At 73.2% G+C, this 25584-nt stretch carries 25 protein-coding genes; 15 read left to right on the top strand and 10 right to left on the bottom strand.

Annotated features, from left to right (window positions below; all coding sequences use genetic code 11):
- Positions 1-62 precede the first annotated feature (62 nt).
- Positions 63-848: an SDR family NAD(P)-dependent oxidoreductase gene (locus tag OG624_RS18070; RefSeq protein WP_033223756.1), complete on the bottom strand. Its 786-nt coding sequence runs from the start codon at positions 846-848 to the stop codon at positions 63-65.
- A gap of 13 nt (positions 849-861) precedes the next feature.
- A complete protein-coding gene (locus OG624_RS18075; protein ID WP_202507370.1) occupies positions 862-1809 on the bottom strand; it encodes an LLM class F420-dependent oxidoreductase in 948 nt (315 codons plus the stop codon).
- Between the two features lie 167 nt (positions 1810-1976).
- Between OG624_RS18075 and OG624_RS18080 the strand changes: the two genes are divergently transcribed.
- Positions 1977-2615, top strand: coding sequence for a transmembrane-type terpene cyclase (locus OG624_RS18080; RefSeq protein WP_244290902.1), 639 nt, complete (start codon positions 1977-1979; stop codon positions 2613-2615).
- On the opposite strand, the gene OG624_RS18085 is transcribed toward OG624_RS18080, so the two are convergent.
- From OG624_RS18085 to OG624_RS18095, 3 genes are read right to left on the bottom strand one after another with little or no spacing between them, the layout of a single operon-like run.
- Entirely contained in the window at positions 2587-3441 is an 855-nt protein-coding gene (locus OG624_RS18085; protein WP_371639593.1) for a L,D-transpeptidase family protein, read from the bottom strand. The genes OG624_RS18080 and OG624_RS18085 overlap by 29 nt on opposite strands.
- A 41-nt stretch (positions 3442-3482) precedes the next feature.
- Positions 3483-4727, bottom strand: a complete 1245-nt coding sequence (locus tag OG624_RS18090) for a sensor histidine kinase (protein WP_371639594.1) — start codon at positions 4725-4727, stop codon at positions 3483-3485.
- On the bottom strand, positions 4724-5386 hold the full coding sequence (locus OG624_RS18095; RefSeq protein ID WP_030717426.1) for a response regulator transcription factor: 663 nt from the start codon (positions 5384-5386) through the stop codon (positions 4724-4726). The genes OG624_RS18090 and OG624_RS18095 overlap by 4 nt, the downstream gene beginning before the upstream one ends.
- 90 nt (positions 5387-5476) lie before the next feature.
- On the opposite strand from OG624_RS18095, the gene OG624_RS18100 reads away from it, so the two are divergent.
- The 6 genes from OG624_RS18100 (at position 5477) to OG624_RS18125 (ending at position 10799) form a co-directional block, all read left to right on the top strand.
- Positions 5477-5965, top strand: a complete 489-nt coding sequence (locus OG624_RS18100) for a hypothetical protein (protein ID WP_033223753.1) — start codon at positions 5477-5479, stop codon at positions 5963-5965.
- The gene (locus OG624_RS18105; RefSeq protein ID WP_371639595.1) at positions 5962-7098 is read left to right on the top strand and encodes a peptidoglycan-binding protein; all 1137 of its coding nucleotides are present in this window, start codon (positions 5962-5964) and stop codon (positions 7096-7098) included. The genes OG624_RS18100 and OG624_RS18105 overlap by 4 nt, the downstream gene beginning before the upstream one ends.
- Positions 7099-7181: 83 nt before the next feature.
- Positions 7182-7880 carry an ABC transporter ATP-binding protein gene (locus OG624_RS18110; RefSeq protein ID WP_266445390.1) on the top strand — a complete coding sequence of 233 codons (699 nt, stop codon included), beginning with the start codon at positions 7182-7184 and terminating at the stop codon, positions 7878-7880.
- Complete coding sequence (locus tag OG624_RS18115; RefSeq protein ID WP_244290895.1) at positions 7877-9121, top strand: ABC transporter permease; 1245 nt, start codon at positions 7877-7879, stop codon at positions 9119-9121. Before OG624_RS18110 ends, OG624_RS18115 begins: the two co-directional genes overlap by 4 nt.
- Before the next feature lie 147 nt (positions 9122-9268).
- On the top strand, positions 9269-9712 hold the full coding sequence (locus OG624_RS18120; protein WP_244290894.1) for an NUDIX hydrolase: 444 nt from the start codon (positions 9269-9271) through the stop codon (positions 9710-9712).
- 70 nt (positions 9713-9782) lie between these two features.
- Positions 9783-10799, top strand: a complete 1017-nt coding sequence (locus OG624_RS18125; RefSeq protein ID WP_033223749.1) for a hypothetical protein — start codon at positions 9783-9785, stop codon at positions 10797-10799.
- Between the two features lie 87 nt (positions 10800-10886).
- Here OG624_RS18125 and OG624_RS18130 read toward each other — a convergent pair whose 3' ends face one another.
- Positions 10887-11735, bottom strand: a complete 849-nt coding sequence (locus OG624_RS18130) for a trypsin-like serine peptidase (protein ID WP_033223828.1) — start codon at positions 11733-11735, stop codon at positions 10887-10889.
- 84 nt (positions 11736-11819) lie between these two features.
- Positions 11820-12314, bottom strand: coding sequence for a GNAT family N-acetyltransferase (locus tag OG624_RS18135; RefSeq protein WP_266352191.1), 495 nt, complete (start codon positions 12312-12314; stop codon positions 11820-11822).
- A gap of 317 nt (positions 12315-12631) precedes the next feature.
- Here OG624_RS18135 and OG624_RS18140 point away from each other — a divergent pair, with 317 nt between their 5' ends.
- Entirely contained in the window at positions 12632-13882 is a 1251-nt protein-coding gene (locus OG624_RS18140) for an MFS transporter (RefSeq protein ID WP_051763549.1), read from the top strand.
- Positions 13883-13892: 10 nt separating this feature from the next.
- On the opposite strand, the gene OG624_RS18145 is transcribed toward OG624_RS18140, so the two are convergent.
- Positions 13893-15119, bottom strand: coding sequence for an amidohydrolase family protein (locus OG624_RS18145; protein ID WP_033223747.1), 1227 nt, complete (start codon positions 15117-15119; stop codon positions 13893-13895).
- Positions 15120-15250: 131 nt separating this feature from the next.
- Between OG624_RS18145 and OG624_RS18150 the strand changes: the two genes are divergently transcribed.
- From OG624_RS18150 to OG624_RS18165, 4 genes are all read left to right on the top strand, one after another.
- The gene (locus OG624_RS18150; protein WP_371639596.1) at positions 15251-18424 is read left to right on the top strand and encodes an AfsR/SARP family transcriptional regulator; all 3174 of its coding nucleotides are present in this window, start codon (positions 15251-15253) and stop codon (positions 18422-18424) included.
- A 178-nt stretch (positions 18425-18602) separates the two neighbouring features.
- On the top strand, positions 18603-18815 hold the full coding sequence (locus tag OG624_RS18155) for a hypothetical protein (RefSeq protein WP_033223746.1): 213 nt from the start codon (positions 18603-18605) through the stop codon (positions 18813-18815).
- A 126-nt stretch (positions 18816-18941) separates the two neighbouring features.
- A complete protein-coding gene (locus OG624_RS18160; protein ID WP_033223745.1) occupies positions 18942-19673 on the top strand; it encodes a class I SAM-dependent methyltransferase in 732 nt (243 codons plus the stop codon).
- Between the two features lie 118 nt (positions 19674-19791).
- Positions 19792-20607 (top strand): LppU/SCO3897 family protein, encoded by an 816-nt coding sequence (locus OG624_RS18165; RefSeq protein ID WP_371639597.1) that lies wholly within the window; start codon positions 19792-19794, stop codon positions 20605-20607.
- A 39-nt stretch (positions 20608-20646) separates the two neighbouring features.
- Here OG624_RS18165 and OG624_RS18170 read toward each other — a convergent pair whose 3' ends face one another.
- Complete coding sequence (locus OG624_RS18170; RefSeq protein WP_161293482.1) at positions 20647-22293, bottom strand: FadD3 family acyl-CoA ligase; 1647 nt, start codon at positions 22291-22293, stop codon at positions 20647-20649.
- A 95-nt stretch (positions 22294-22388) separates the two neighbouring features.
- Here OG624_RS18170 and OG624_RS18175 point away from each other — a divergent pair, with 95 nt between their 5' ends.
- Genes OG624_RS18175 through OG624_RS18185 form a run of 3 tightly spaced genes read left to right on the top strand, consistent with a single transcriptional unit; the run spans position 22389 to position 24784 of the window.
- Positions 22389-23540 carry a lipid-transfer protein gene (locus OG624_RS18175; protein ID WP_161293480.1) on the top strand — a complete coding sequence of 384 codons (1152 nt, stop codon included), beginning with the start codon at positions 22389-22391 and terminating at the stop codon, positions 23538-23540.
- Positions 23541-23543: 3 nt separating this feature from the next.
- Positions 23544-24011 (top strand): Zn-ribbon domain-containing OB-fold protein, encoded by a 468-nt coding sequence (locus OG624_RS18180; protein WP_051763547.1) that lies wholly within the window; start codon positions 23544-23546, stop codon positions 24009-24011.
- Positions 24008-24784 (top strand): enoyl-CoA hydratase/isomerase family protein, encoded by a 777-nt coding sequence (locus tag OG624_RS18185; RefSeq protein WP_033223743.1) that lies wholly within the window; start codon positions 24008-24010, stop codon positions 24782-24784. The genes OG624_RS18180 and OG624_RS18185 overlap by 4 nt, the downstream gene beginning before the upstream one ends.
- A 9-nt stretch (positions 24785-24793) precedes the next feature.
- Here OG624_RS18185 and OG624_RS18190 read toward each other — a convergent pair whose 3' ends face one another.
- Entirely contained in the window at positions 24794-25414 is a 621-nt protein-coding gene (locus OG624_RS18190) for a hypothetical protein (RefSeq protein ID WP_266352195.1), read from the bottom strand.
- Positions 25415-25584 lie beyond the last annotated feature (170 nt).

Below are 25584 nucleotides of genomic sequence, written 5' to 3' on the forward strand. Positions count from 1 at the left end.
GTCAGATTTGATGTCTCGACTGTTCCACCGCGAGGGTGCGAGCGTCAATACCTGACGCCCCATCAGAGAATGCTGACGCCCGCCATCCAGCCGCCGTCGATCACGAACGGCTGGCCGGTGATGTACGAGGAGTCGTCGGCCGTCAGGAAGAGCGCCAGCTTCGCGATCTCCTCCGGCTGCCCCACCCGCCCCATCGGGACCACCCGCTTGTAGAGCTCGGCCATCGCGTCCTTGGCCTCGTCGGTCATGTTCGCCGGGTCCAGCAGCCCCGGGTTGGCCATCGGGGTGTCCACGGCCCCCGGGCACATGGCGTTGACCCGGATGTTCTTGGCCGCCAGCTCCAGCGCGGCCACCCGGGTCAGGCCGAGGATCGCCGCCTTGGTCGCGGCGTACGTGCCCACGTACGCCATGCCCGTCAGGCCCGTGTACGAGGAGGTGTTGACGATGGTGCCGCCGCCGGCCGCCGCGATCTCGGGGGCCACCGCCTTGATGCCGAGGAAGGCGCCCACCTGGTTGACCTGGACCACCTGCTGGAACTCCTCCAGCGGGGTCGCGGTCAGCTCGTTGAAGCGCAGGATGCCCGCGTTGTTGACCAGGCCGTCGATCGGGCCGAAGGTCTCCTTCGCGGCGGCGACGGCGGCCGCCCAGTCCTCCTCGCGGCTCACGTCCATCCGTACGTACCGGGCCCGGTCCTCGCCGATGTCCTTGGCCACCGCCGCGCCCTGCTCGTCCAGCACGTCGCCGAGGAGCACCCGCGCGCCCTCGGCGGCGAAGAGCCGGGCCTCCTGCTCCCCCTGCCCGCGCGCCGCGCCGGTGATGATGACGACGCGCCCGTCCAGCTTGCCCATGATCCGTCAGCCCCTAGTCGTTGAGGAGGGGGGCCACCTCGGCCCCGAAAGCGGTGATCTGGTCGACGAGTTCGGCGCGGTCGCGGCTACGGAAGCGCACCTGGATCTGGTCCACGCCGAGCGCCTTGTACTCCCGCAGGGACTCGGCGAGCGCCTCCGCCTTGCCGGTGAGGGTGCGACGGCCGGTGTCCCAGTCGGGCTCGCCGATGTACAGCGCCTCGGTGATCGCGCCGAACTCGATGGGGTCGGTGACCCCCGCCGCCTCGCGGAGTTCCTCGATCCGGGCGATCTGCCCCGGAAGCCTGTCGCGCGGGTCGCCCTGCGGGAGCCAGCCGTCGCCCCGTACCGCGGCGCGGCGCACGGCGGCGGGCGAGGAGCCGCCCACCCAGACGGGGATCCGCTCCTGGGCGGGTCGGGGCAGCTGGCCGAGGTCCTTGAAGGAGAACAGCTCGCCCTCGAACTCCGGGTACTCCTCGGGCCCGAGCGCCGCCCGTAGCGCGTCCAGGGTCTCGTCGAGGACGGCCCCGCGGCGCGCGAAGTCCACGCCGAGGATCTCGAACTCCTCCTGCACGTGCCCGGCACCCACCCCGAGGATCAACCGGCCGCCGGAGAGGTGGTCGAGGGTGGCGTACTGCTTGGCGCTGATCAGTGGATGGCGCAGGCCCAGGATCGCGACGTGGCTCAGCAGCCGCGCCCGCTCGGTGATGCCGGCGAGGAAGGACAGGGTGGCGACCGGGTCGTACCAGACGGTGCTCATGGGCCCGGCGAGCCGCCGGGGGATGGCCACGTGGTCGCAGGTGGCCAGGTATCCGAAGCCGGCCCGGTCGGCGGCCCGTGCGATCCCGGCGAGATCGGCGGCGGTGGCCGACGCCTCCCAGGGCTCGGCGTAGATGGTGCTCTGCGACTGGATCGGGAGCTGCATCCCGTAGACCAGCCGACCTTGCGGAAATACGCGCGCCATGGCGGGCCCGCCTCGCCTTCGTCTGCCGATTCGTCATATCGGTGCGGGGCCATCGTCGTAGCTGACGGATCGTCAGACAAGGGGTGCGACACACCCCGGGCCGAACCGGGCCTCCCGGCCCCGTTCCGCTCACCCCCTCCCCTCGCTAGGGTGCGCGCGTGGATCTGATGCTCACGCTGGTCAGCGGGATCGCCTGGACACTCGTGTACGTGGAGGCGATCCGCGTCGGGCTGCGGGACCGGACGTACGCGATGCCGGTCGCCGCGCTCGCGCTCAACTTCGCCTGGGAGAGCACCTACGCCGTCCGCGAGTTCTCGGTCGGGCTCTCCCCGCAGGGCGTGGTCGACGTGGTGTGGGCGGTGGCCGACCTGGTGATCGTCTACACGTACCTGCGCTTCGGGCGGGCCGAGCTGCCGGACTTCGTGACCAGGCCGCTCTTCGCCACCTGGTCGGTCCTGATCTTCGGTACGGGGTTCGCCGTGCAGTGGCTGTTCCTGGCGCACTTCGGGGCGCACGACGCGTCCCGCTACTCGGCGTTCCTGCAGAACCTGCTCATGTCCGGGCTGTTCATCGCCCTCTACGTCTCCCGGCGGGGGCCGCTCGGCCAGTCCCTGACCATCGCCGTCGCCAAATGGCTGGGCACGCTCGCCCCGACCCTGCTCTTCGGCGTGATCGAGGACGCCCCGTTCATCCTCGGTCTCGGGATCCTGTGCGGCGTCTTCGACCTCGCCTACATCGGACTGCTGCTGCGGCCCCGCCTCGCCGGCGCCTCCCGCGTCAGAAGCCTGCCGGCCCCATCACGATGACCGGCTTCGCCGCCGGGTCGAGGGTCTCCAGGACCTGCTTCATGGCCGCCTTCGGGATGCCCACACAGCCCTGCGAGGGGCCGTCGTGGTCCACGTGCAGCCAGATGTTGCCGCCCTTGTCCTCGCCGTCCGGCATGACGGGGTCCAGCGGGGACCGGCCCGGCCTGCGGTTGAAGTCGATGGCGACGACATAGTCGAAGGACCCCACCAGGGACTCCCCGTTCACCCCGAGGCCGGTGGCGACGAAGCCGTTGTCCTCGTCGTACGGGAGCCGGGTCCCGGGCGGCTTCGGCAGCAGACCGCCGGCGTCGGTGAGCGCGTACACGCCCATCGGCGAGGTCAGGTCTCCGTACGTACGTTCGACGGACCAGCCGTTGGCCCCGTTGCGGGCCGGCCAGCTCATGGCCTTGACCCAGTCGGCGCCGGCCGCGGGGCGCGTGTAGAAGGCGGCCGTGGACTCCGAGGAGTCCATCGCCCGACCGGTGACCAGGATCAGCTGCCGGGACTCGGCCGGGATCCGGGTCAGGGTCCGCTCGCTGACGCCGGGCAGGCCCTGCGGGGCGGGTGCCGGCGGGGCGGCGTGCGGGGCGGCCTGCTGCGCGGCCCGCCGCTCGTCACGCGCGGCACGGTCCTCGGCCTGCGGGCGGGCGTCCGCGCGGGCCTGCGGCCGGGGACCGGCGGCCTTGTCCGGGTCCTGGGCCACGTGGATCCAGCCGGCCGTGAAGGTCGCCAGACCGAGCACGGCGGCAAGAGCCACCCGGCGGGTGCTACGGGGCGCACCGGGCTTACGGGGCGGGCGGGAGCGGGCTCGGACGTGCTTGCTCATTCCTCCGACCGTACATCAGCGGGCTCCCGCAGCCCGGGTGGCTACGACGTGCGCGCCTCGTCGGTCGGCGGGAAGCGGACCCGGACCGTCAGCCCGCCCTCCGGGGCCGGATCGGCCCGCACCACCAGCTCCGCCCCGTGCGCCCGCGCGATCGACGCCACGATCGACAGCCCCAACCCGGCGCCCTCACCCACGGTGTGCAGCCGTTCGGCGCGCCTGCGGAACGGCTCCAGCAGCCCCGGCACGTCCGCCGGATCGATCACCGGCCCGGTGTTCGCCACCGTCAGTTCCCCCTCGACGGACGTGGACACGCTGATCCGGCCGTCGGCGCGGTTGTGGCGCACCGCGTTGATCAGCAGGTTCCGCAGCAGGTGCCCCAGCAGCGTCCGGTCGCCCGACACGGTCAGCGGCGCGAGGGTCCGTACGACGGTCAGCCCCTCCTGCGGACAGGCCGCCAACTCGGCCGCCGCGAGCGCCGCCAGGTCCACCGGGCCGGTGGACTCCAACCCCTGCTCGGAGACGGCGAGCAGCAGCAGGGACTCGATGAGGTGCTCGCTGGAGTCGGCGACCCCGATCAGCTTGGCCCGGATCCGGGCCACCTTCTCCGGCGACGGATCCCCCGCCAGGCCGATCTCGGCCGCCGCCCGCTGCACCGCGAGCGGGGTGCGCAGTTCGTGCGCCGCGTTCGCCGCGAACCGCCGCTGCGCGGACACCAGCTGCTCCATCCGCCCCAGCATCGCGTCGAAGGTGTCGGCCAGCTGCTTGAGCTCGCCGGGCGGCGCGTCGAGGGAGATCCGCTCGTCCAGGTTCTCCCCGGACAGCCGGCGCGCCGTCTCGGTGATCACGCCGACGGGGCGCAGCACCCGGCCGGCCATCCACCAGGCGAGCCAGATCGACAGCACGGCGAAGACGGCCAACGCGAGGAGGGAGTACATGAGCAGCCGGTGCCGGGTGGCGTCGGTGACGGCGTCGGAGAGGTTCTGCGTGTACGCGTAGCTCCTCAGCTGCTCGGCGCTGGGGGCCTGCCCCGGGGGCAGCGCCTTCGCCGGTTCGCAAGGGCAGCCCGGGGCGAGGGTCCGGCCGGGGACGGGTCCGGGCGACCGGACGACGTAGGCCGGGCTCACCGTACGGACGGCCCCGCTGACGCTCGCGTAGAGGCCCTGTCCGACGAGGACGTAGACCAGCGCCACCAGGCCGCCGCCCGCCAGGAGCAGCAGGGAGCCGTACAGGGCGGTGAGGCGGCCGCGTTCGGTCCGCAGCCGCCGCCACGACGGGCGGCCCCTCACCGGGCCGCGATCCGGTAGCCCGCGCCCGGCACGGTCTCGATCAGCGGTGGCTCGCCCAGCTTGGCGCGGAGCTTGCTGAGGGTGACACGGACGGCGTTGGTGGAGTAGCTGGTGTCCTGCTCCCACACCTGCTCGATCAGGTCGTCGTTGCTGACGACGGCCCCTTCGGCGCGCAGCAGCGCCTCCAGCACGGCGAACTCCTTGCGGGACAGCGCGAGCCGGTGCCCGTCGCGGGTGGCGCTGCGTCGGGCGGTGTCGACGGCGACCCCGGCACGCTCCAGTACGGGCGGCAGGGCGGGGCGGGCCCGCCGGCCGAGGGCCAGGACGCGGGCGAGCAGCTCGTCGTAGGCGAAGGGCTTGGTGAGGTAGTCGTCGGCGCCGAGACCGAGGCCTTCGACCCGGTCCCGTACGGTCCCGGAGGCGGTCAGCATCAGGACACGGGTCAGCAGCCGCTCGCGCACGACCTGCCGGCAGACCTCGTCGCCGTGCAGGCCGGGCAGGTCGCGGTCCAGGACGAGGACGTCGTACTCGCCCAGGCGCAGCCGCCGCAGGGCCTCCAGGCCGTCGCTCGCCTCGTCGACGGCGAGCGCGTCGCGGCGCAGCCCCTCGGCGATCATCTCCCGGAGGAATTCCTCGTCCTCCACCACCAGTACGCGCATGGCGTCCTCTTTACCGGAGATCGGTATTTCGCCGTTGTAAGCAGGGGGCGAGAGGGAAGCGAAAGGCCCTTTCACCGCAGGCTCGGGCCCATGAAGCGATCCCTGATCATGACCACGGCCGCGGTCGTCACCGGGCTGACCCTGTTCGCCACCGCCTGCGCGAACGACGCGTCGGCGGGGAAGAAGGACTCCTCTGCGGGCGCCGGCGGCGACTCCGGGACGGTGGCCGACAACGCGGTGAAGATGCGCCAGTGCCTGCGCGAGCACGGCGTGGACGTGCCCGACCCGGAGCCCGGCCAGGATCCGCGCGGGATGACGGTGGGCGGGGACGCCGACCCGCAGAAGATGCAGGAGGCCATGAAGGCCTGCGGCGCGAGCACCGGCTCGGGCGCCGGCCGGGAGCCCACGCAGGAGGAGAAGGACAAGGAGCTGGAGTGGATCCGGTGCATGCGCGAGAACGGCGTCGCCCTGAAGGACCCTGAGTACCACGAGGGCGGCATGAAGAGCGCCACCGAGATCCCCAAGGGTCAGGAGAAGGCCTTCGAGGAGGCCCAGAAGAAGTGCGACACCGGCCGATGAGGAAGCGGGCCAAGTGGCTGCTGGCCTCGCTGGCCGCCGTACTGGCCGTCTCGGGCGGCGGCTGGGCCGTCATGGCGCAGCCGCAGCAGGAGACGGACGAGCGGGAGCGGCACGCCGCCGGCGGACTGCCGCCGGCCACGGCGCCGGTCCGGCGCGGCGACCTCAGCTCGGGCCTCCAGGTGGAGGGCACCCTGGGCTACGCGCGGGAGCGCAAGCTGAACGCGGCCGGGCCGGGCGTGCTGACGTGGACCGCGGACGCGGGCTCGGCGGTGGAGCGGGACGGCAAGCTGTACGAGGTCAACGGCCGGGCGGTGCGGCTCATGTACGGGTCCACGCCGATGTACCGGCCGCTGAGGGCCGGCGACAAGGGCGAGGACGTCGAGCAGCTCAAGCGCAATCTGCAGGCCCTCGGGTACGGGACCGGGCTCGACCCGCAGGACGGCACCTTCACCGCGGGTACGGCCACGGCGGTCAAGCGGTGGCAGAAGGCGCACAAGGCGGCGGAGACGGGCGAGGTCGGCAAGGAGGACATCGCCTTCGCCTCGGGTCCGCAGCGGGTGGGCGCGGGCGACGCGGCGGTCGGTGACGAACTGGCGCCGGGCAAGCCGGTGCTGACGGTGACGGGCACCGAGCGGATCGTCCGCTTCCAGCTGGACGCGGTGAAGGCGGGAGCGGCGAAGGCGGGCGACCCGGTGACCGTACGGCTGCCGGGCGGCGGCAACGCCACCGGGAAGATCGACTCGGTGGGCGGGGCCGGGCAGCCCGACGACAAGAACGGCGGTGGCGCCGGCGGCCCGGGCGGTGGCAGTGGCGGCGGTGGCGGTGGCGGTGGCGGTGGCGACAGGAAGGCCCAGGTCGAGGTGGTCGTCACCTTCGACCGGCCCGCCGAGGTGAACGCCCCGGACCGATCCCCGGTGACCGTCGGCCTGACCGGGGAGACCCGCAAGGGCGTCCTCTCCGTTCCGGTCAACGCACTGCTCGCGCTCGCGGGCGGTGGCTTCGGCGTCCAGGTCGTGCAGGACGGCCGGGTCCGCGAGGTCCCGGTCGAGCTCGGCATGTTCGGCAACGGCCGGGTCGAGGTGACCGGCGCCGCCCTCACCGAGGGCATGCAGGTGGGGATCCCGAAACTGTGACGGCCACGACGAGGACGGACCCGATGTCGGATCCGAGCACCGATCCGACCGAGGCGACCGAGGCGACCGATCCGACGGCACCCATGCCCGCGCACCCGGTCGTGGAGCTGACCGGGGTCACCAAGGAGTACCCGGGCGGGGTCGCGGCCCTGCGCGGGGTCGACCTGACGATCACCGCCGGCGAACTCCTCGCCATCGTCGGCCCGTCGGGCTCCGGCAAGTCCACCCTGCTGCACATCGTCGGCACCCTGGACCGCCCGACGGCCGGCGGCGTACGGATCGCCGGCCACGACATCGCGGCCCTCCCGGACCGCGCCCTGTCGGCCCTGCGCTCCCGGCACGTCGGCTTCGTCTTCCAGTCGTTCCACCTGGTGCCCGGCATCAGCGCCCGGGCGAACGTCGCCGAGGGGCTGCTCTACAGCGGCCTCCCGCGGGCCGAACGGCTGCGCCGGGCCGCGCAGGCCCTGGACCGGGTGGGCCTCGGCGACCGGATGGACCACCGGCCGCACCAGCTGTCCGGCGGGCAGAAGCAGCGCGTGGCGATCGCCCGGGCGGTGGCGGGTGCGCCGGACCTGCTGTTGGCCGACGAGCCGACGGGCGCGCTGGACACCGCCTCCGGAGAATCGGTGATGGAGCTGCTGCGCGAGCTGAACCGGGACGGGGCCACCATCGCGGTGATCACCCACGACCAGGAGATCGCGGCGAGCCTGCCGCGGCAGGTCCGGATCCGCGACGGGGAGATCGTCGCGGACCTGCGGAACGGGGCGGGGGTGGCGTCATGAGCCGCGCGAGGCCCCGTACGGGGTCACGGGCCCGTACGCGGATGCCCGCCCGGCGGTTGAAACCGCCGCGGCTGTCCCCGCGGGACGTGCTGCACGTCGGGTCGGCGGGCCTGCGCGCCCGCCCGACGCGGGTCTTCCTGTCCGCGCTCGGCATCGCCATCGGCATCGCGACGATGATCGCGGTGGTCGGGATCTCCTCCTCCAGCCAAGCCGCGCTCCTGCGGGAGCTCGACAAGCTGGGCACGAACATGCTGGTCGCGAAGCCGGGCGAGGGGATGTTCACCGGGCAGGACACCGAGCTGCCCAAGGACGCCCCCGGCATGATCTCCCGGATCGCGGGGGTCGAGTCGGTCGGCACCACCGGTGACGTGCCCGAGTCCGTACGCCGGTCCGAGAACATCCCGAAGGGGGAGACGGGCGGGATCGTGCTCAAGGCCGCCAAGGACGACCTGCTGGGCACGCTGCGCGCGCGGATGGCGAGCGGCACCTGGCTCAACGCGGCCACCGGCCGCTACCCGTCGGTGGTGCTCGGGGACGTCTCCGCGCGTCGGCTCGGCATCACCGAACCGGGTCAGCAGGTCTTCATCGGCGGCCGGTACTTCACGGTGACCGGCATTCTGGAGCCGGTCCCGCTGGCACCGGAGATCGAGCGCTCGGCGCTGATCGGCTGGGAGGCGGCCGAGCGGCTGCTGGGTTTCGGCGGGCACCCGACGGCCGTGTACGAACGGTCGGCGGACGAGCGGGTGGCGGCGGTCCGCGCGCTCATCCCGCGGACGGCCAACCCGCAGACCCCGAGCGCGGTGCAGGTCACCGACCCGTCGGCGGCGCTCCAGGCGAAGGCGGCCACGGAGGGCGCGTTCAGCACGCTGCTGCTGGGACTGGGCGGGATCGCGCTGCTGGTGGGAGGGGTAGGCGTCGCCAACACCATGATCATCTCGGTGTTGGAGCGGCGCCACGAGATCGGCCTACGACGGTCCCTGGGCGGCACGAAGGGGCAGATCCGGATCCAGTTCGTGACGGAGTCCCTGCTGCTGTCCGGGCTCGGCGGCCTGGCGGGCATCGCCCTGGGCGGCGCGGCCACGGCCGTCTACGCCCGGGCCGGCGACCTGCCCTGGGTGGTCCCGCTCTGGGCGGTGACCGGCGGCTTCGCCGCCACCCTGGCCATCGGCACCCTGGCCGGGCTCTACCCGGCGGTGCGCGCGGCCCGACTGTCGCCGACGCTGGCGCTCGCGGCGGCGTAGCGGATCGCGGATCGGGGCGGGCCGGGGCGGGCCAAGACGGGCTGGGGCGGTCGCGATGACCGGTCCGGGGGCGGGGCGGGCAAACAGCGTTAAAAGGCCAGGTGCAAGCCCATCCCCCGGAACCGATCACCGGCGTACATTGAATCGATGATGCGAACTCCACGTCACGCGGCGCGCGTTGTCATCCTGTCCCCCACCGGGTCCGTGTTCCTCTTCCGGGAGGACAACGTGGAGGTGGGCATCCATTGGCTGCCGCCCGGCGGCGGCATCGACCCCGGCGAGTCTCCCGAGGACTGTGTGCGGCGCGAGCTGCGCGAGGAGACCGGCTGGACGGACCTGGAGCCCGAACGGCTGCTCTGCACCTGGGAGCACGACTTCACGCACCAGGGGATCCCGGTCCGTCAGCACGAGCACATCTTCGTCACCACCGGCCCGCACCGCGAACCGGTCCTGGAGGCCCCGGACATCCACTGGCAGTGGCTCTCCCCGCAGCGCCTGGCCACCCTGGGCGAACCCCTGTGGCCCCCACGCCTGCCGGACCTCCTGGCCGCCGCTTCGGCGGAACCGGTCCACCTGGGGCTGCTGGCCTAGACCCGGAGTCGCTGGGCCGGGTGGCGCAGTTGGCTCGCGGGGCCGGGCGCCCGTTTCGAGACCGAGCCCCATGAAGAGACAACGATCCCTTGGATCGCGCGCCCGTGCGCTGGCCGTCCTCGTCGCGGGACTGCTCCTCCTGGGCGCGCCGAGCGCGTACCCGCTCTCCCGCGACGGCACAAGAGACCCCACCGCGCCGTGCGTCTCCACACCGGCCGAGTACCGGGCCGCGTGGGAGGCGCGCGAGGTCCGGTGCGTGGCCCCCTCCCTCTTCGGGACCACGCACGCCCGCGGCCAGACCTCCCCGTACCCGAGCGGCTTCCGCTACGCCTGGGCCGGCTCCAGTACCGATCTCGAGCAGTATCTGAAACTGCGCGCACGCTACGGCGACCAGCCGGCCAAGGTCGGGATCGGGATCCTGTCCTACGTCGGATACCCGGGTCTGGACAACTGGACGACGCCGACCGATCTGGCGGTCTACACGCTTCCGGCCGGCGTCCGCGCGCAGGTACCGGCCTTCGAGACCTGGTTCCGGCTGCTCGACGAGGAGTTCGGTACGACGAGGGCGTACCCGCTCGCGGCGCAGCGCGACCTGGTCGTCGCGTACTCCCGGTTGGACCGGGACGAGGACGTCGTCGGGGCGTTCGAGGACGTCACCGGCTGCCGTCGGGACGCGCTGCTCGCGGGTGAGGCCCCGTCGGCGGAGATCGGCTGCAACCGCTCCTTCCTCGCAGCGCTGGCCGCCGCCGGCCCGTCCCCGTACGACGGCGCCGACTCCTCGACGTGCTTCGCGAACTTCCAGGCCCGCTACCGGGGCGACCGGGACGCCTCGGCGCTGCGGGGCGCGCTGTTCCGATGCCAGGACGCCGGGTTCCTCAACACCGGTGTGGGGCTCGGGTACAACACGTACGCCAATCCGTTCGTGTGCCGGCCCGCCGACCGGCAGAGCGTGCGGGAGAGGTACACCGGCCGCGAGTTCATCCTGCCGAACGCCCTCTTCACCGATCTGCCGAGCCATGTCGGCATCCCGCTGGACCTCGGGGAACCGGGCCGACGCGACTTCCTGCGCACGGGATACTGCCGATGACCTGATCCGACGATCCGTTGATCCGTTGATCCGCCGGGGCTCGGCGGATCGCGCCGCCCGGCGCCGGGCACCCCGCGCCGACGCCGCCTACGGCTTCGCGGTGGCCTTGGCGTAGAGCGAGGCCGCGTACTCGCCGAGGACCGTGCTGGTCGACACGTCGTCCGTGTCGCCGCCCGTGAGGATGCCGATGATCTTCCCGTCGCCGGCGATCCACGCGCTGCCGCTGGTGCCTCCCGGGAAGTCGGCGCAGTCGAAGCGTTGTTGGGTGGCGCTCTCGCGGACGGCGACCGAGGTGCAGGTACGGGGGATGCCCCGGTCGGCGGGGTAACCGGTGACGGTGACCCGCTCGCCCGCGCGGCCGCTGGTGTCGAGGACGGCCGCGCCGGTCACGTCCTCGATGGTGCGGCCCTTGGCGTCGGGGGCGAGGCGGGCGAAGGCGAGGTCGTAGTCGTCGTCCGTACCCTCGGCCCAGCGGGCGTCCTCGAAGACTTCCTCGATCTTCCATGTGCCGTACGGGGCGACGCCGTTGGCGTACGCGGGCGCGAAGACCGCGCTTCCGTCGCGCTGGTCCCCTTCGAGCAGGCAGTGCCCGGCCGTGATGATCATGTTTCGGCCGGGGCTGCTCACCACGGTGGCCGTGCAGAAGTGATCACTGTCCAGGCCATCGGTGAACAGAGCGCCGGTGAAGGCCGCGGGCCCGCCGGGCTGCGGGGTGACGGCCGGCGGCAGGGTGGCACCGGGAGCCGCGGACAGCTGGGGCTTCGCCACGTGCGATCGCGAGGACGGGCCCGTCGGGGACGCGCTCGGCGCGGCCTTCGCCCGTACCGGAGGGACCGCCTCCGGCGGCGGGGCGAGCTTGGCCACCGCGGCGGAAGCCCCCAGGGCCGCCACCGCGCACAGCACCGCCGTCACGACGGTCCGCTTGTCCACCGGCATGATCATCCTCCCGCTTTGCCCTGGCGAAGCATGCCCCGGCGGCCGGGTCGGTTGCAAGGCCGCGGACGGCTCCCGGCCCGTGCCTCACACGGTTTCGACCCGCAGGTCGCATACGAAACTCAGGCCCGGACGGCCGTCGAGGTCCACCTCGCCGGTGGTCACGAATCCCGTACGGGCCAACACGGCGCGCGAGCCGGTGTTGTCGAGCGTGGTGACGGCCCGCAGCTCGGCCAGTCCGTACTCCGCGACCGCCAGGTCGCGGGCCTCCCGGACCGCGGCCGTGGCCAGACCCCGGCCCGTGGCCCGTTCGGCGATCCGGTACCCGAGCTCGGCCGAACCGTCCGCCACGTCGACGAGGTTGACCCGCCCCACCACCTCGCCGTCGCCGGCCACCAGGACGTGGAAGAAGCACAGCCCGGTGGCCTGCTCGGCCATCAACGCGGCGTGCCGCCGGTCGAAGTCGGCGAAGTAGCGATCCCCTCGGTCCGGGATCGAAGCGGCGAAGTAGGCCCGGTTCTCCCGCTCGAAGGCGAGCAGGGCCGGTGCGTGGTCGAAGCGCAGCAACTGGAGTCGGGGCACGGCCCGATGCTAGGGGGTGTCCGGATGTGACGCGGACGGGATTCCGTCTCGCCCGTGCGGGCAGACGCGGGCGCCGCCTCTAGGCCGTCTCTTTCGGATCTTGATCGGGTGAGCCCGGGTCGTCCGGTGCGGTGCATCGCAAGGCGGAGGGGCGCTCGTGTACTGGACGTACTCGAGTGCCCCGACAACGCGGCGAGGTGTCGTGCCGGGCGGGCCGGGCCCGGCAAGATCCGAAAGAGACGGCCTAGGGCGTCTGCCCGATCCCCGGGCCCCTCCTTAGGACACAGGCTGGGCCGGTGATCGATCGAGGCGTGGGCATGGGGAAGGTCCTGCGGGACCGCAACGCGGGGCTCTACCTGTCCGGGGTGGTGGTCTCGGGGTTCGGTACGACCGCCATGTGGCTGGTCGCCGGGGTCTGGGTGAAGTCGCTGACCGGGTCGGACGCGCTCGCGGCGCTGACCGTGTTCACCCTGTGGGCGCCGGTGTTGGCCGGGCCCGCGCTGGGGGCGCTCGCCGACCGGGTGCCGCGGCGGCCGCTGCTGGTCGGCCTCGGGCTCGTGATGGCCGCACTGCTGCCCGTACTGACCCTGCTGGACTCGCCGGGGCGGGTGTGGCTGCTGTTCGCGGTCCTGCTCGTGTACGGGATCTGCGGCACCGTGCACGGGGCGGCGGAGGCGGCTCTCGTGCCGCAGGCCGTCGGCCACCGACTCCTGGGGGACTTCAACGGGCTGCGGCTCACCGCCGACGAGGGCATGAAGCTGATCGCGCCCTTGGTGGGCGCGGGGCTGTTCGCCCGCTTCGGCGGGGCCTCGGTGGCCCTGCTCGACGCGGTGACCTTCGCGCTGGCGGCGGGGATCTTCGCCCTGCTCCGGGTGCGCGAGGAACAGCCGGAGCGGGAGCGGATCCGGGCCGGGGCGCCGGGGTTCGCGCGGCTGTGGGAGGGCGGGCGGCAGCTGTGGAAGGAGCCGGCGCCGCGCACGCTGGTGTCGGCCGGCGCGGCCGTGATGTTCCTGGCCGGGCTGAACGGCGCGGTGATCTACGCGGTCGCCGGGGACGTGCTGGGGCACGCGCCCACCTACGTGGGGGTGCTGTACGCGGTGCAGGGCGCGGGTTCGGTCCTGAGCGGGATCGTGGCGGGCCCGCTGTTGCGCCGGTTGCCGGAGCGGGTGTTCACGGCCGCCGGGGTGGCCCTGTTCGCCGTGGGCGTCGGGGTCCGGGCGCTGCCGTACGACGCGGTGGCCCTGGCGGGCAGTGCGGCGATCGGCGCCGGTCTGCCGTGTGTGCTGATCGCCGCGCTGACGGCGGTGCAGCGCGAGGTCCCCGGCGCCGCGCTGGGCCGCGCGGCGGCCACGGCCAACACCCTGATCTTCGTACCGAACGCGCTGGCGCTGGCCCTGGGGGCGGCGCTGGTGACCTTCGTGGACGTGCGGGTGCTGCTGCCGGTGCTGACGGTCGCGGGGCTGGCCACGGCGCTGCTGCTCGTGGCCGGGCCGCGGGCCGGGCGCGCCGCCCCGAAGGCGGGCGTGGCCGGTGGAGGGGGCCGGCCACGCCCTGCGGACATGCCCTAGGACCGCGGGCTCATACCCCCGGCCCCGCCCACAGGCCGTCGGGTGTGAGCCCGAGCAGGTCGATCGCGTTGCCGCGCACGATGCGGTCCACCACGTCCGGCGCCAGGTGGCCCATCTGGCTCTCGCCGACCTCGCGGGACTTGGGCCAGGTGGAGTCGGAGTGGGGGTAGTCGGTCTCGTAGAGGACGTTGGCGACGCCGATCGAGTCGAGGTTCTTCAGGCCGAAGGCGTCGTCGAAGAAGCAGCCGAAGACGTGCTCGGCGAACAGCTCCGACGGCGGGCGCAGCACCTTGTCCGCGACTCCGCCCCAGCCCCGGTTCTCCTCCCAGACGACGTTCGCGCGTTCGAGGATGTACGGGATCCAGCCGATCTGGCCCTCCGCGTACATGATCTTCAGGTTGGGGAAGCGCTCGAACTTGCCACTCATCAGCCAGTCGACCATCGAGAAGCAGCAGTTGGCGAAGGTGATGGTGGAGCCGACCGCCGGCGGCGCGTCGGCCGAGGTGGACGGCATGCGCGAGGAGGAGCCGATGTGCATGGCGATGACCGTGCCGGTCTCGTTGCACGCCTCCAGGAAAGGGTCCCAGTCGTCCGTGTGGATGGAGGGGAGGCCCAGGTGCGGGGGTATCTCGGAGAACGCGACCGCGCGCACCCCGCGCGCGGCGTTGCGACGGACCTCGGCGGCGGCCAGGCGGGCGTCCCAGAGCGGGATGAGGGTGAGGGGGATGAGGCGGCCCCGGGCGTCCGGGCCGCACCACTCCTCGACCATCCAGTCGTTGTAGGCCCGCACGCCGAGGAGTCCCAGCTCACGGTCCTTGGCCTCGGTGAACGTCTGGCCGCAGAAGCGGGGGAAGGTCGGGAAACAGAGGGCCGACTGGACGTGGTTGACGTCCATGTCCGCGAGCCGGTCGGGAACCGAGAAGGACCCGGGGCGCATCTGCTCGTAGGTGATGACTTCCAGTTTGATCTCGTCGCGGTCGTACCCGACAGCGGTGTCGAGGCGGGTGAGCGGCCGGTGCAGGTCCTCGTACACCCACCAGTCGCCGATGGGGCCGTCGTCGCCCTTGGCCCCCATCACGGGGGCGAACTTCCCGCCGAGGAAGGTCATTTCCTTCAACGGGGCGCGGACGACGCGGGGACCGATGTCGCGATACCTGGACGGGAGCCGGTCCCGCCAGACGTGCGGGGGCTCCACCGTGTGGTCGTCCACCGAGATGATCTTCGGGAAGGTCTCCATGGCCTATACCGTAGCGCTGATCTGACGAACCGTCAGCTAGTTGGCCGGTGATCGGTCATGTACGGGCTGACGTGTACGCGCGATACAGGGCAGACTGACCCTTACACCGACGGAAGGCAGGGGGACGACAGATGGACGGCGTACCGGCCATCCCGAGCCCGCGGAAACATCCCGAGGCCCGTACGGCTGCCGTCGTACCCGAAGTCGGCCCGGGGACGACCCCCGCACGCGCGACCCGCGCACCCGCGGCCGGCGCCCCGACCGACTCCGCCACGAGCACCACCGCAGGCACCACCGGAACCACCAGCGCCACCGGAACCACCGGAACCACCGGAACCACCGGAACCACCGCGGACAGGGACGCCACCGCCGCAGGACCCGCCGGCACCGTCGGCCCCGGCGAGTCCCGGTTCGCCGTCCTCGGGCCCGTCCGCGCCTGGCGCGGCGCCGAGGTCCTGCCCTCCGGCACCCCCCAGCAGCGCGCCCTGCTCGCCGTACTCCTGCTGCGCGACGGCCGCACCGCCACCGCGCCCGAACTCATCGACGCCATCTGGGGCGAGGACCCGCCGCAGCAGGCCCTCGCCACCATCCGCACGTACGCCTCCCGCCTGCGCAAGGTCGTCGCCCCCGGCCTCCTCGTCACCGAGTCCGGCGGCTACGCCATCCGGCTGCGCTCCACCGCCACCCTCGACCTCGGCGTCGCCCGCAGCCTCGCCGCCGACGCCGAGGTGGCCCGGACCGCCGGCGACCGCTCCCTCGCCCGTACGCTCCTGACCCGCGCCCTCGGCCTCTGGGAGGGGGAGCCTCTCGCCGGCGTCCCCGGCCCGCACGCGGAGACCGAGCGCATCCGGCTCGCCGAATGGCGCCTGCAGCTGCTGGAGACCCGCCTCGACCTCGACCTGGAGGTCGGCCAGCACGCCGAGGCCGTCTCGGAGCTCACCGCCCTCACCGCCGCCCACCCGCTGCGCGAACGCCTGCGCGAGCTCCTGATGCTCGCCCTCTACCGCAGCGGCCGGCAGGCCGAGGCCCTCGCCGTCTACGCCGACACCCGCCGGCTCCTCGCCGACGAGCTCGGCGTCGACCCCCGCCCGGAACTGGCCGCGCTCCAGCAGCGCATCCTCAACGCCGACGCCGATCTCGCCCGCGCGGAGGACCCGGCCCCGGCCGCCGCGACCGTTCATGTGAGGCCCGCCCAATTGCCTGCGACCGTCCCCGACTTCACCGGCCGCGCCAGCTTCGTCGACGAGCTCGGCACCATCCTGTCCGGCGGCGCCCTGGACCAGGTGATGGCCGTCTCCGCGCTCGCCGGCATCGGCGGCGTCGGCAAGACCACCCTCGCCGTGCACGTGGCCCACGCCGCCCGCCCGCACTTCCCCGACGGCCAGCTCTACGTCGACCTCCAGGGCACCGAGGCCCGCCCCGCCGAACCGGAGGCCGTCCTCGGCTCCTTCCTGCGCGCCCTCGGCACCCCCGACACGGCCATCCCCGACTCCCCCGCCGACCGGGCCGCGCTCTACCGCTCCATCCTCGACGGCCGCCGCGTCCTGGTCCTCCTCGACAACGCGCGCGACGCCGCCCAGGTCCGACCGCTGCTGCCGGGCACCGCCGGCTGCGCCGCCCTCGTCACCAGCCGGGTCCGCATGGCGGGCCTCGCCGGGGCCCATCTCGTCGACCTCGACGTGATGAGCCCCGAGGAAGCCCTCCAGCTCTTCACCCGGATCGTCGGCGAGGAACGCGTACGCGCCGAACGCCAGGCCGCCCTCGACGTCGTCGGCGCCTGCGGCTTCCTGCCGCTCGCCATCCGCATCGCCGCCTCCCGGCTCGCCGCCCGCCGCACCTGGACCGTCTCCGTCCTGGCCGCCAAGCTCGCCGACGAGCGTCGCCGCCTCGACGAGCTCCAGGCCGGCGACCTCGCCGTCAAGGCCACGTTCGAGCTCGGCTACGGCCAGCTGGAGCCCGCCCAGCAGCGCGCCTTCCGCCTGCTCGGCCTCGCCGACGGCCCCGACATCTCGCTCTCGGCGGCGGCCGCCGTCCTCGACCTGCCCGAGTACGACACCGAGGACCTCCTCGAAGCCTTGGTCGACTGCTCCCTGCTCGAATCCGCCGCTCCCGGCCGCTACCGCTTCCACGACCTCGTACGCCTCTACGCGCGTGCCTGCGCCGAGCGTGACGAGCAGCCGCCGAGCGGATGCGAGGCGGCCCTGGACCGGCTGCTCGACTTCTACCTGGCCACCGCGTCCGGGGTCTACGCCCTGGAACGCCCCGGCGACCGACTGCCCGCGCACCTGTCCGACACCCACTACCCCGGGCTGGTCTTCGCCGAGCCGCGGGCCGCCCTGGACTGGCTGTACGCCGAGGCCGACCCGCTGCTGGCGTGCGTACGGCAGGCCGCCGTCCGCGGCGGCGAATCGCTGGTCCTGCGCCGGGCCGTGGACCTGCTGTGGGCGGCGAAGGACCTCGCCGAGTCCGGGGCCAACTCCCGGCAGTACGAGTCCGCCGCCGTCGCCCTGCGCGACGCGGGCCAGGCCGCGAAGGACCCGTACGCCGAGGGCCGCGCCCGCACCACCCTCACCAACGTCCACCTGGTCGCCGGCCGCTTCGCCGAGGCCGACGACGAGGCCGCCCGGGCCACCGTGCTCGCGCGCGAGGCCGGCGACCCGCTGCCCATGTGCTGGGCCCCCAACGACCGGGGGATCATCGCCCTCTACGAGGGCCGGCACGCGGACGGCGAGCGCTACCTGCTGCAGGCCATCGAATGCTTCCGCGCCGACGGCAACAACGTCGGCGAGGCCAGCGCCCTGTGCAACCTCTCCCGCATCCACGTGGAGTTGGGCCGGCTGCCCAGCGCCATAGACCTGGCCCAGCAGGGCATCGCCATCTACGACCGGATGGGTCTGAGCCTGCGCCTGGCCAACGGCCGCTACGCGCTCGGCATCGCCCTCACCCAGGCGGGCCGACTCGGCGAGGCGCTGGCGCAGCTCGCCGAGGCGCTGTCGCTGTTCCACGAGAACCGCCAGCCGCTGTGGGAGGGCGTGACGCACTTCCGGCTCGCCGAGGCCCACCTGGCGGCGCGCCGGCCCACCCTGGCCGCCTCGCACGCCGAGCAGGCCATCGCACTGCGCGGGATCGGCGGGGAGTGGCGCCGGGCGACGGTCCTGACGGTGCTCGGCAAGGCCCTGCGGCGGCTGGGACAACGGGACCGCGCGCGGGCCTGCTGGCGGGACGCGGAGGCCGTTTTCACGCAGCTGCGATCGACCGAACTGAGCGAGGTACAGGCCCTGTTGGCCTCGGAGGTCGCGGCCTGAGCTGCGGGGACGCCGGTTGAACGCGGCGTTCATCGTTCGTTTATCGCCGTCCGACACGATAGGTGCATCGACCCGGCGCCTCGGGGGAGCATCCGGGCCGGTTGGTGGACTACCCGTTCGGCGGTCATCGGGGGAATCGCCGAACGGGCCCAGCCCTACCCATTCATCAGGAGATTCGATGACGACGAACGAGAACCTCAAGCCGCTCGACAACCACGCCTCGGGCGTCGATATCGAGACCCTGGACAACCACGCCTCGGGCATCGAGATCAAGCCGCTGGAGAAGACCGAGGACCCGGCTGCGGCTCCGGTCACGCCGCCCGTCACGCCGCCGGTCGCGGGCGAGGAGATCCGGACGCTGGACAACCACGCGTCCGGTCCGCGCCCGTAGCACGCGCAAGACGTACGGGGGAACCACGGGGGAGTACGGGGGAACGGCGGTCGCGGTGGCCCGGAGGGGGAGCCACCGCGGCCGCCGTACACGTGTGTGCGCGACCCCGCGGCATAGGCTGGGAGCGTGTTCTCCTCCCACGGGCCGAGCGTCCGCGAACTGGCAGTGCAGGGCCTCTCCTCGGTGGAGCGGGGCTACGACCTCCTCGCGCCGAAGTTCGACCACACCCCCTTCCGCACCCCCGACCGGATGCTCGACGCGGTCGAGGAGACGCTCGCCCAGGTGGTGGGAGGCTTCGACACCGGCCTGGACGTGTGCTGCGGCACGGGCGCCGGGATCGACATGCTGCGCCGACTGTGCCGGGGCCGGGTGACGGGCGTCGACCTCAGCGCGGGCATGCTGGCGGAGGCCGGCCGCCGGTACGGCGCGGACGCCGGGCGCGTGGACTTCGTACGGGCCGACGCGCGGGCCCTGCCGGCCGCCCTCACGGACACGTACGACCTGGCGGTCAGCTTCGGCGCCTTCGGCCACTTCCTCCCGAAGGAGCGGCCCGCGCTCTTCTCCGGGATCCACGCCGCACTGCGCGAGGGCGGTGTCTTCGCCTTCCCGATCGGCGCCCCGCTGCCGCTCGGCTCCCCGGTGTGGTGGGCGACGACGGGCTTCGACGCGGCGATGCGGGTGCGCAACGCGGTGTGGCGTCCCCCGTTCGTCATGTACTACCGGACCTTCCCGCTGGGCCCGGTCCGCGAGGACCTCCGGGCGGCCGGCTTCACGGTGGAGACGGTCCCCCTGACCCACTTCGGCCGTCGCCCGGACGGCACCCCCCACTGGCGCCTGCTCCTGGCCCGCCGGACCTGAGGCTCCGCCTCCGCGGGGGGGGCTCGGCGGAACGGCTGCGTCACCATCGGGGCACCGGGCACAATTCGTGAGGAACCGTCAGGCAGCCTGCGCACCACCTCACTCCATGGAGCAGCCGGTGTCGTCACAGGAAATGCTCATCACGCTCACCCCCCACCAGGCGACCTACGGTGTGATCCTCCCCGTGGAGCTGCCGACCGGCACGGTCCGTCTGCGCATACCGTCCTGCCGGCACGGCGATCTCGTCCGGGTCCGCGTCGGCACCGAGGAGGTCCTGCTGCGCATCCATGTGACCGGGGCGGGTGCGGCCTGGATCGCGGGGGCCGGCGGGATCTCGCCGCCGGCCGCTACCACGGCCACCTTTCCGGCCGGGGCGGGTGCGACGCCGCCCACGCGGCCCGCGCCGGCAGGCGGCGGGCGCGGCGGCCTGGTGGCCCTCGCCGTGATCGCGGCACTGGCCCTCGGCTTCTTCCTGCTGAGCGACGGCGACGACCGGGCCGACGGCAGGACCTCCGCCGAGGCCACGCCCACCTGGTCGCCCTCCTGGACCCCCTCCTGGACGCCCTCGCCCTCGCCCTCCTACTCCCCCGACGACTCCCCCGCGGCCGGGTCGTCGACCCCCGACGCCGCCACCGCCCCGTACAGCCCCGAGGCGAGCCCCGAGCCCAGCCCGTTCGACCGGGGCACCTGCCTGAACGGGCAGCTGCCGGACTCGACGACGCCGCGCAGCGTCAGCGGTGTCTCGGAGGTGCCCTGCTCGGCGTCCGACGCGCACTACCGGGTGATCGAGAGCATTCCCGGCACCTCCGACATGGACAGCTGCAACGACAACCCCAAGACCCAGTACGCCTTCTCCTACCGCTACATGCGCGGCTCCCTCGTCCTCAACCAGTACGTGTACTGCCTGGTCGGCATCGGCTCGTACGCCCGCTGAGCCGGTGCCGGTGGCACCGGTCCGGCGGGCGCCCGTATCTCAGCGGACGCGCAGTTCGCGCTTGAGGATCTTGCCGCTCGCGTTGCGGGGGAGTTCCGTCACGAACTCCACCGCGCGCGGCACCTTGTAGTTGGCCATCTCGCGGCGGGACCAGGCGATCAGATCGTCCGCGGTGAGGGTGGAGCCGGGGCGGCGGACCGCGTAGGCCTTGCCGACCTCGCCGAGACGCGGGTCCGGGATGCCGATCACCGCGACGTCCGCGATGTCCGGGTGGAGGCCGAGGAGTTGCTCGATCTCGGCGGGGTAGGCGTTGAACCCGCCGACGATGAACATGTCCTTGATCCGGTCGGTGATGCGCAGGTTGCCGTCCTCGTCCAGGTACCCGACGTCGCCGGTGTGCAGCCAGCCCTCCGGGGTGATCGCGCGGGCGGTCTCCTCGGGGTCCTCGAAGTAGCCCTGCATGACGTGGTGGCCGCGGACCGCGATCTCGCCCGGCTGCCCGGTCGGCCGGGGGTGCCCGTCCGCGTCCAGGATCACCACCTCGGTGTCCGGGATGGCCCGGCCGGAGGTGGCGGAGACGGTCTCCGCGGGGTCGTCGCGGCGGCACATGGTGACGATGCCGCTGGCTTCGGAGAGCCCGTACGCCGTGAGGACGGTGGCGATGCCCAGTTCGCCGCGCAGCCGTTCGACCAGCCGCAGCGGGACCACGGCCGCGCCGGTGACGACCAGGCGCAGGGCGGAGAGGTCGTGGTGGCCGCGCTGGGGGTGGTCGAGGAGCGACTGGTGGAGGGTGGGCGGCCCGGGGAGCACGGAGATCCGCTCGGCGGCGACGTTCGCGAGGACGGTGTCCACGTTGAAGACGGACTGCGGGACCATCGTGGCGCCGCGCATCAGGCAGGCGATGATCCCCGCCTTGTAGCCGAAGGTGTGGAAGAAGGGGTTCACGATCAGGTAGCGGTCGCCCTCGCGCAGTCCGGCGAGCTCGCACCAGACGTCGTAGCAGCGCAGGGACTGGGCGTGGGTGATGACCGCACCCTTGGGGCTGCCGGTGGTGCCGGAGGTGAAGATGATGTCGGAGGGGGACTCGGGGCGGATGGCCTCGGCGCGCTCGCGGACCGCCGCGGCCGGTACGCCGTCCCCGCCCGCCAGGAAGTCCTTCCAGGTGCGGAAGGAGTCGGGGGCGTCATCGGCGAGGACGACGACCTGCTCCAGGTGCGGCAGTCCCGGCAGCGGGCCGCCGCCCGGGCCTTCGGCCGCGGCGCGGCGCAGGGAGGCGACGTAGGAGGTGCCGAGGAAGGTGCCGGTGACGAAGAGCAGCCGGGCCCGGCTGCGTTCCAGGACGTACGCGGCCTCCGCGCCCTTGAAGCGGGTGTTGAGGGGGACGAGCACCGCGCCGGCCGAGACGGCGCCGAGGGCGGAGACGATCCATTCCAGGGTGTTGGGGGCCCAGACGGCGACCCGGTCGCCGGGTTCGATCCCGGCGGCGAGGCAGGCGGCGGCGGCTCGCTCGACGCGTTCGCCGAGCTGCGTCCAACTGATCCGGGTGCGCCCGTCGACGACGGCCTCGCGGTCGGCGTACCGTGCCGCTGCCGCCCGCACGAGCTGCGCGATGCTGCCCCAGCGCAGATCCCCGCGCGGGTCCTCGCGTACGTCCTCGTGCCGGTCGTCGCGCCCGTCGTCGCCCATTGCGTGCCACCTTCCCGCAGACCCAGTAGCTGACTATCCGTCAGATTAGCTGTAGCCTTCGCGGCTGTCAGTACTGGCGCACCCCGGAGGTGGCGATGGCGGCAACGCTCAAGGACGCGACGGCGATAGTCGGCATCGGGCAGACCGACTTCGCCAAACGACTGCCGCAGTCCGAGAAGGAACTGGCCTGCCGAGCCATCCTGGCGGCCCTCGCCGACGCCGGCATCGACCCCGGCGAGGTCGACGCCTTCGCCTCCTACACGATGGAGGAGACCGACGAGGTCGAGGTCGCCAAGGCCATCGGCGCCGGCGACGTCACCTTCTTCTCCAAGATCGGCTACGGCGGCGGCGGTTCCTGCGCCACCGTCGGCCACCTCGCCTCCGCCGTCGCCACCGGCCAGGCCACCGTCGGCGTCGCCTGGCGCTCCCGCAAACGCGGCTCCGGCCCCCGCCCCTGGAAGAACACCGCCGTCCAGCTGCCCACCCCCGGCCAGTGGACCAGACCCTTCGGACTGCTGCGGCCCGCCGACGAGATCGGCATGCTCGCCCGCCGCTACATGCACGAGTACGGCGCCACCCGCGACCACCTCTTCAACGTCGCCATGGCCTGCCGCAACCGGGCCAACGCCAACCCGGCCGCGATGATGTACGAACGCCCGCTGACCCGCGAGATGTACATGACCTCCCGCATGATCAGCGACCCGCTCTGCCTCTTCGACAACTGCCTGGAGACCGACGGGGCACTGGCCTGCGTGATCGTCTCCGCCGAGCGCGCCCGCGACTGCCGGCAGAAACCCGTCTACGTCCACTCCGTCGCCCAGGGCCTGCCCGCCCAGCACCACGGCATGGTCAACTACTGGAACGACGACCCCCTGTCCGGCCCCGCCTGGACCGCCGCCCGCCACCTGTGGAAGCAGGCCGACTTCGGGCCCCAGGACGTGGACGTCGCCCAGATCTACGACGCCTTCACCCCGCTGATCCCGCTCTCCCTGGAGGGCTACGGCTTCTGCGGCCGCGGCGAGGGCGCCGCGTTCACCGAGGGCGGCGCCCTGGAGATGGGCGGCCGGCTCCCCATCAACACCGGGGGCGGCGGCCTGTCCGAGGCGTACGTGCACGGCTTCAACCTGATCAACGAGGGCGTCAAGCAGCTGCGCGGCGTCTCCACCGCCCAGGTACCGGACGCCGCGACCTGCCTGGTGACGGCGGGCGAGGGAGTCCCGACGTCCGCGATCCTGCTGAGGAGCTGACCGATGACCACCGCATCCGAAGCCGCCGCCGAGGCCGCGGCCGAACTGCTCCTGCCCGTCCCCGACGAGGACGGCGCCCCCTTCTGGGAGTACGCCGCCCAAGGTGAGCTCCGCGTCCAGGCCTGCGCCGCCTGCGGCCGGCTCCGCTTCCCGCCCCGCCCCTGCTGCCCGCACTGCCGGTCCTTCGACAGCGAGTGGCGCCGCATGAGCGGCCGCGGCCGCATCTGGTCCTACGTACGGCCGCACCCGCCGCTGCTGCCCGCCTACGCCGCGCAGGCCCCGTACAACGTGATCCTCGTGGAACTCGCCGACGCCCCGCACATCCGGCTCGCCGGGAACCTGGTGACCTCGGCCGACGCCCCGCTCGACTCGGTGGACCCGGCCCGGCTGCGGATCGGCGCCCGGGTGCACGCGGTCTTCACCGAGACGGGCGGCATGGCCGTGCCCCGCTGGGTCCTGGAGAAGTCATGACCGTGCGGGTGGAACGGGACAAGGCGACCGGGGTCGCCGTCGTCACGCTGGACCGGGTCGACCGGCACAACGCCATCGACCTGGAGACCGCCGCCGAACTGAGCACGGTGTGGCGGGAGTTCCGGTTCGCCGAGGAGGTGCGGGCGATCGTGCTGACCGGCGCCGGAGCGGCCGCGTTCTGCACGGGCATCGACCGCGGCGTCGACGTGCCGCAGCCCGCCTCCCCCTACTCGGTCGACGATCCGCTGATCGCCATCGGCCCCAAGTCGGGCGACCTGTGGAAACCGGTCGTCGCCGCCGTCAACGGCATGGCCTGCGGCGGCGCCTTCTACCTGCTGGGCGAGACGGAGTTCCTGATCGCCTCCGAGACCGCCACCTTCTTCGACCCGCACACCACCTACGGCATGGTCAGCGCCTACGAGGCCGTGTACATGGCGCAGCGCATGCCCTTCGGTGAAGCGGCCCGGATGTCGCTGATGGGCACGGCCGAACGGCTCTCCGCGCGCCGGGCCCACGAGATCGGACTGGTCTCGGAGCTGACCGCGCCCGACGCGCTGCTGCCGGCGGCCCTGCGGGCGGCCGAGACCCTGGCCGGCTTCCCGACCCAGGCCGTGCAGGGCACCGTACGGGCCCTGTGGTCGGCGAAGCAGGCCGCGCTCCAGCAGGCCCTCACCCAGGCCCCGGCGCTGATCGCGCTGGGGAACCTGGCGCCGGAGCGGCAGGCGGAGCTGTTCGGCTCCCGGCGGCCGGGCACGGAGTTCAGGCTGCGCTGAGGGCAGGCCTCAGGGCTTGCGCGTGGACTTCGGGCCGGGCTTCTTCGGGGTGGAGGAGGACGTGGACGTGGACCCGGGCGTGGGCCTGGAGCCGCCCGAGGTGGTGGTCCTGGCCGGGCCCGGCGTACCGCTGTCGGACGATTCGACGGGCCGGTCGAGCCGGCACGTGGTGACCTCGCCCGCCCGCGCGACCTCGGCGAGCGGAACGCCGACCACGCGGCTCTCGCGGGCGCCGAGGGTCTCCTTGACGACGGTCGACTCGACGGTGGCGCCGTTCGCGCCCTCCCGGTACAGGTTCACCGCGAAGGTCGCCCTGCGGTCCACGTTCGAGGTGATCCGGACCGTGGTGACCGGCGGGGTGGCACCGACGCAGGTGACCACGACGGCCGTGGCCGGGGCACCGCTCGCACTCGCGGAGGGCGCCGCGGTGGCCGTGGCCGTGCTGTTGCCGCCGCCGTGGCTCTTGTTCCTGCTCTTGGAACTGGAGCACCCGCCACCGCTGCCGCTCTTGCTCTTGCTCTTGCCGCTGCTCCCGCTGCCGCTGCTCCCGCCGTGCGACGAGAACCCGGTCAGCGCGAGCACGACGCCCACCAGCACCGCGGTGAACCTGATACGACGTCCAGCCACCATGGCCCGAACCCCTCCCCGTGGACAACGGCGGGCCACGCTACCAGCCGGAACGCGCCACGTAAGGGGGACATAAAGGTCGCTTCACCGCGGCACAGGTCGCGCTCGCCGTCACCGAGCATGACGGGGACCCAGACCTCTCGGCGCTGCACAAGAAGAAGTGATGTCACCGC

The organism is Streptomyces virginiae (assembly GCF_041432505.1).
GTDB lineage: Bacteria > Actinomycetota > Actinomycetes > Streptomycetales > Streptomycetaceae > Streptomyces > Streptomyces virginiae_A.

What these genes read in the sequence shown, in the direction of transcription:
- OG624_RS18070 (WP_033223756.1), bottom strand. Translation starts at nt 848, where the DNA reads ATGGGCAAGCTGGACGGGCGCGTCGTCATCATCACCGGCGCGGCGCGC.
- OG624_RS18075 (WP_202507370.1), bottom strand. Translation starts at nt 1,809, where the DNA reads ATGGCGCGCGTATTTCCGCAAGGTCGGCTGGTCTACGGGATGCAGCTC.
- OG624_RS18080 (WP_244290902.1), top strand. Translation starts at nt 1,977, where the DNA reads ATGCTCACGCTGGTCAGCGGGATCGCCTGGACACTCGTGTACGTGGAG.
- OG624_RS18085 (WP_371639593.1), bottom strand. Translation starts at nt 3,441, where the DNA reads ATGAGCAAGCACGTCCGAGCCCGCTCCCGCCCGCCCCGTAAGCCCGGT.
- OG624_RS18095 (WP_030717426.1), bottom strand. Translation starts at nt 5,386, where the DNA reads ATGCGCGTACTGGTGGTGGAGGACGAGGAATTCCTCCGGGAGATGATC.
- OG624_RS18100 (WP_033223753.1), top strand. Translation starts at nt 5,477, where the DNA reads ATGAAGCGATCCCTGATCATGACCACGGCCGCGGTCGTCACCGGGCTG.
- OG624_RS18105 (WP_371639595.1), top strand. Translation starts at nt 5,962, where the DNA reads ATGAGGAAGCGGGCCAAGTGGCTGCTGGCCTCGCTGGCCGCCGTACTG.
- OG624_RS18110 (WP_266445390.1), top strand. Translation starts at nt 7,182, where the DNA reads ATGCCCGCGCACCCGGTCGTGGAGCTGACCGGGGTCACCAAGGAGTAC.
- OG624_RS18115 (WP_244290895.1), top strand. Translation starts at nt 7,877, where the DNA reads ATGAGCCGCGCGAGGCCCCGTACGGGGTCACGGGCCCGTACGCGGATG.
- OG624_RS18120 (WP_244290894.1), top strand. Translation starts at nt 9,269, where the DNA reads ATGATGCGAACTCCACGTCACGCGGCGCGCGTTGTCATCCTGTCCCCC.
- OG624_RS18125 (WP_033223749.1), top strand. Translation starts at nt 9,783, where the DNA reads ATGAAGAGACAACGATCCCTTGGATCGCGCGCCCGTGCGCTGGCCGTC.
- OG624_RS18130 (WP_033223828.1), bottom strand. Translation starts at nt 11,735, where the DNA reads ATGCCGGTGGACAAGCGGACCGTCGTGACGGCGGTGCTGTGCGCGGTG.
- OG624_RS18140 (WP_051763549.1), top strand. Translation starts at nt 12,632, where the DNA reads ATGGGGAAGGTCCTGCGGGACCGCAACGCGGGGCTCTACCTGTCCGGG.
- OG624_RS18145 (WP_033223747.1), bottom strand. Translation starts at nt 15,119, where the DNA reads ATGGAGACCTTCCCGAAGATCATCTCGGTGGACGACCACACGGTGGAG.
- OG624_RS18150 (WP_371639596.1), top strand. Translation starts at nt 15,251, where the DNA reads ATGGACGGCGTACCGGCCATCCCGAGCCCGCGGAAACATCCCGAGGCC.
- OG624_RS18155 (WP_033223746.1), top strand. Translation starts at nt 18,603, where the DNA reads ATGACGACGAACGAGAACCTCAAGCCGCTCGACAACCACGCCTCGGGC.
- OG624_RS18170 (WP_161293482.1), bottom strand. Translation starts at nt 22,293, where the DNA reads ATGGGCGACGACGGGCGCGACGACCGGCACGAGGACGTACGCGAGGAC.
- OG624_RS18175 (WP_161293480.1), top strand. Translation starts at nt 22,389, where the DNA reads ATGGCGGCAACGCTCAAGGACGCGACGGCGATAGTCGGCATCGGGCAG.
- OG624_RS18180 (WP_051763547.1), top strand. Translation starts at nt 23,544, where the DNA reads ATGACCACCGCATCCGAAGCCGCCGCCGAGGCCGCGGCCGAACTGCTC.
- OG624_RS18185 (WP_033223743.1), top strand. Translation starts at nt 24,008, where the DNA reads ATGACCGTGCGGGTGGAACGGGACAAGGCGACCGGGGTCGCCGTCGTC.
- OG624_RS18190 (WP_266352195.1), bottom strand. Translation starts at nt 25,414, where the DNA reads ATGGTGGCTGGACGTCGTATCAGGTTCACCGCGGTGCTGGTGGGCGTC.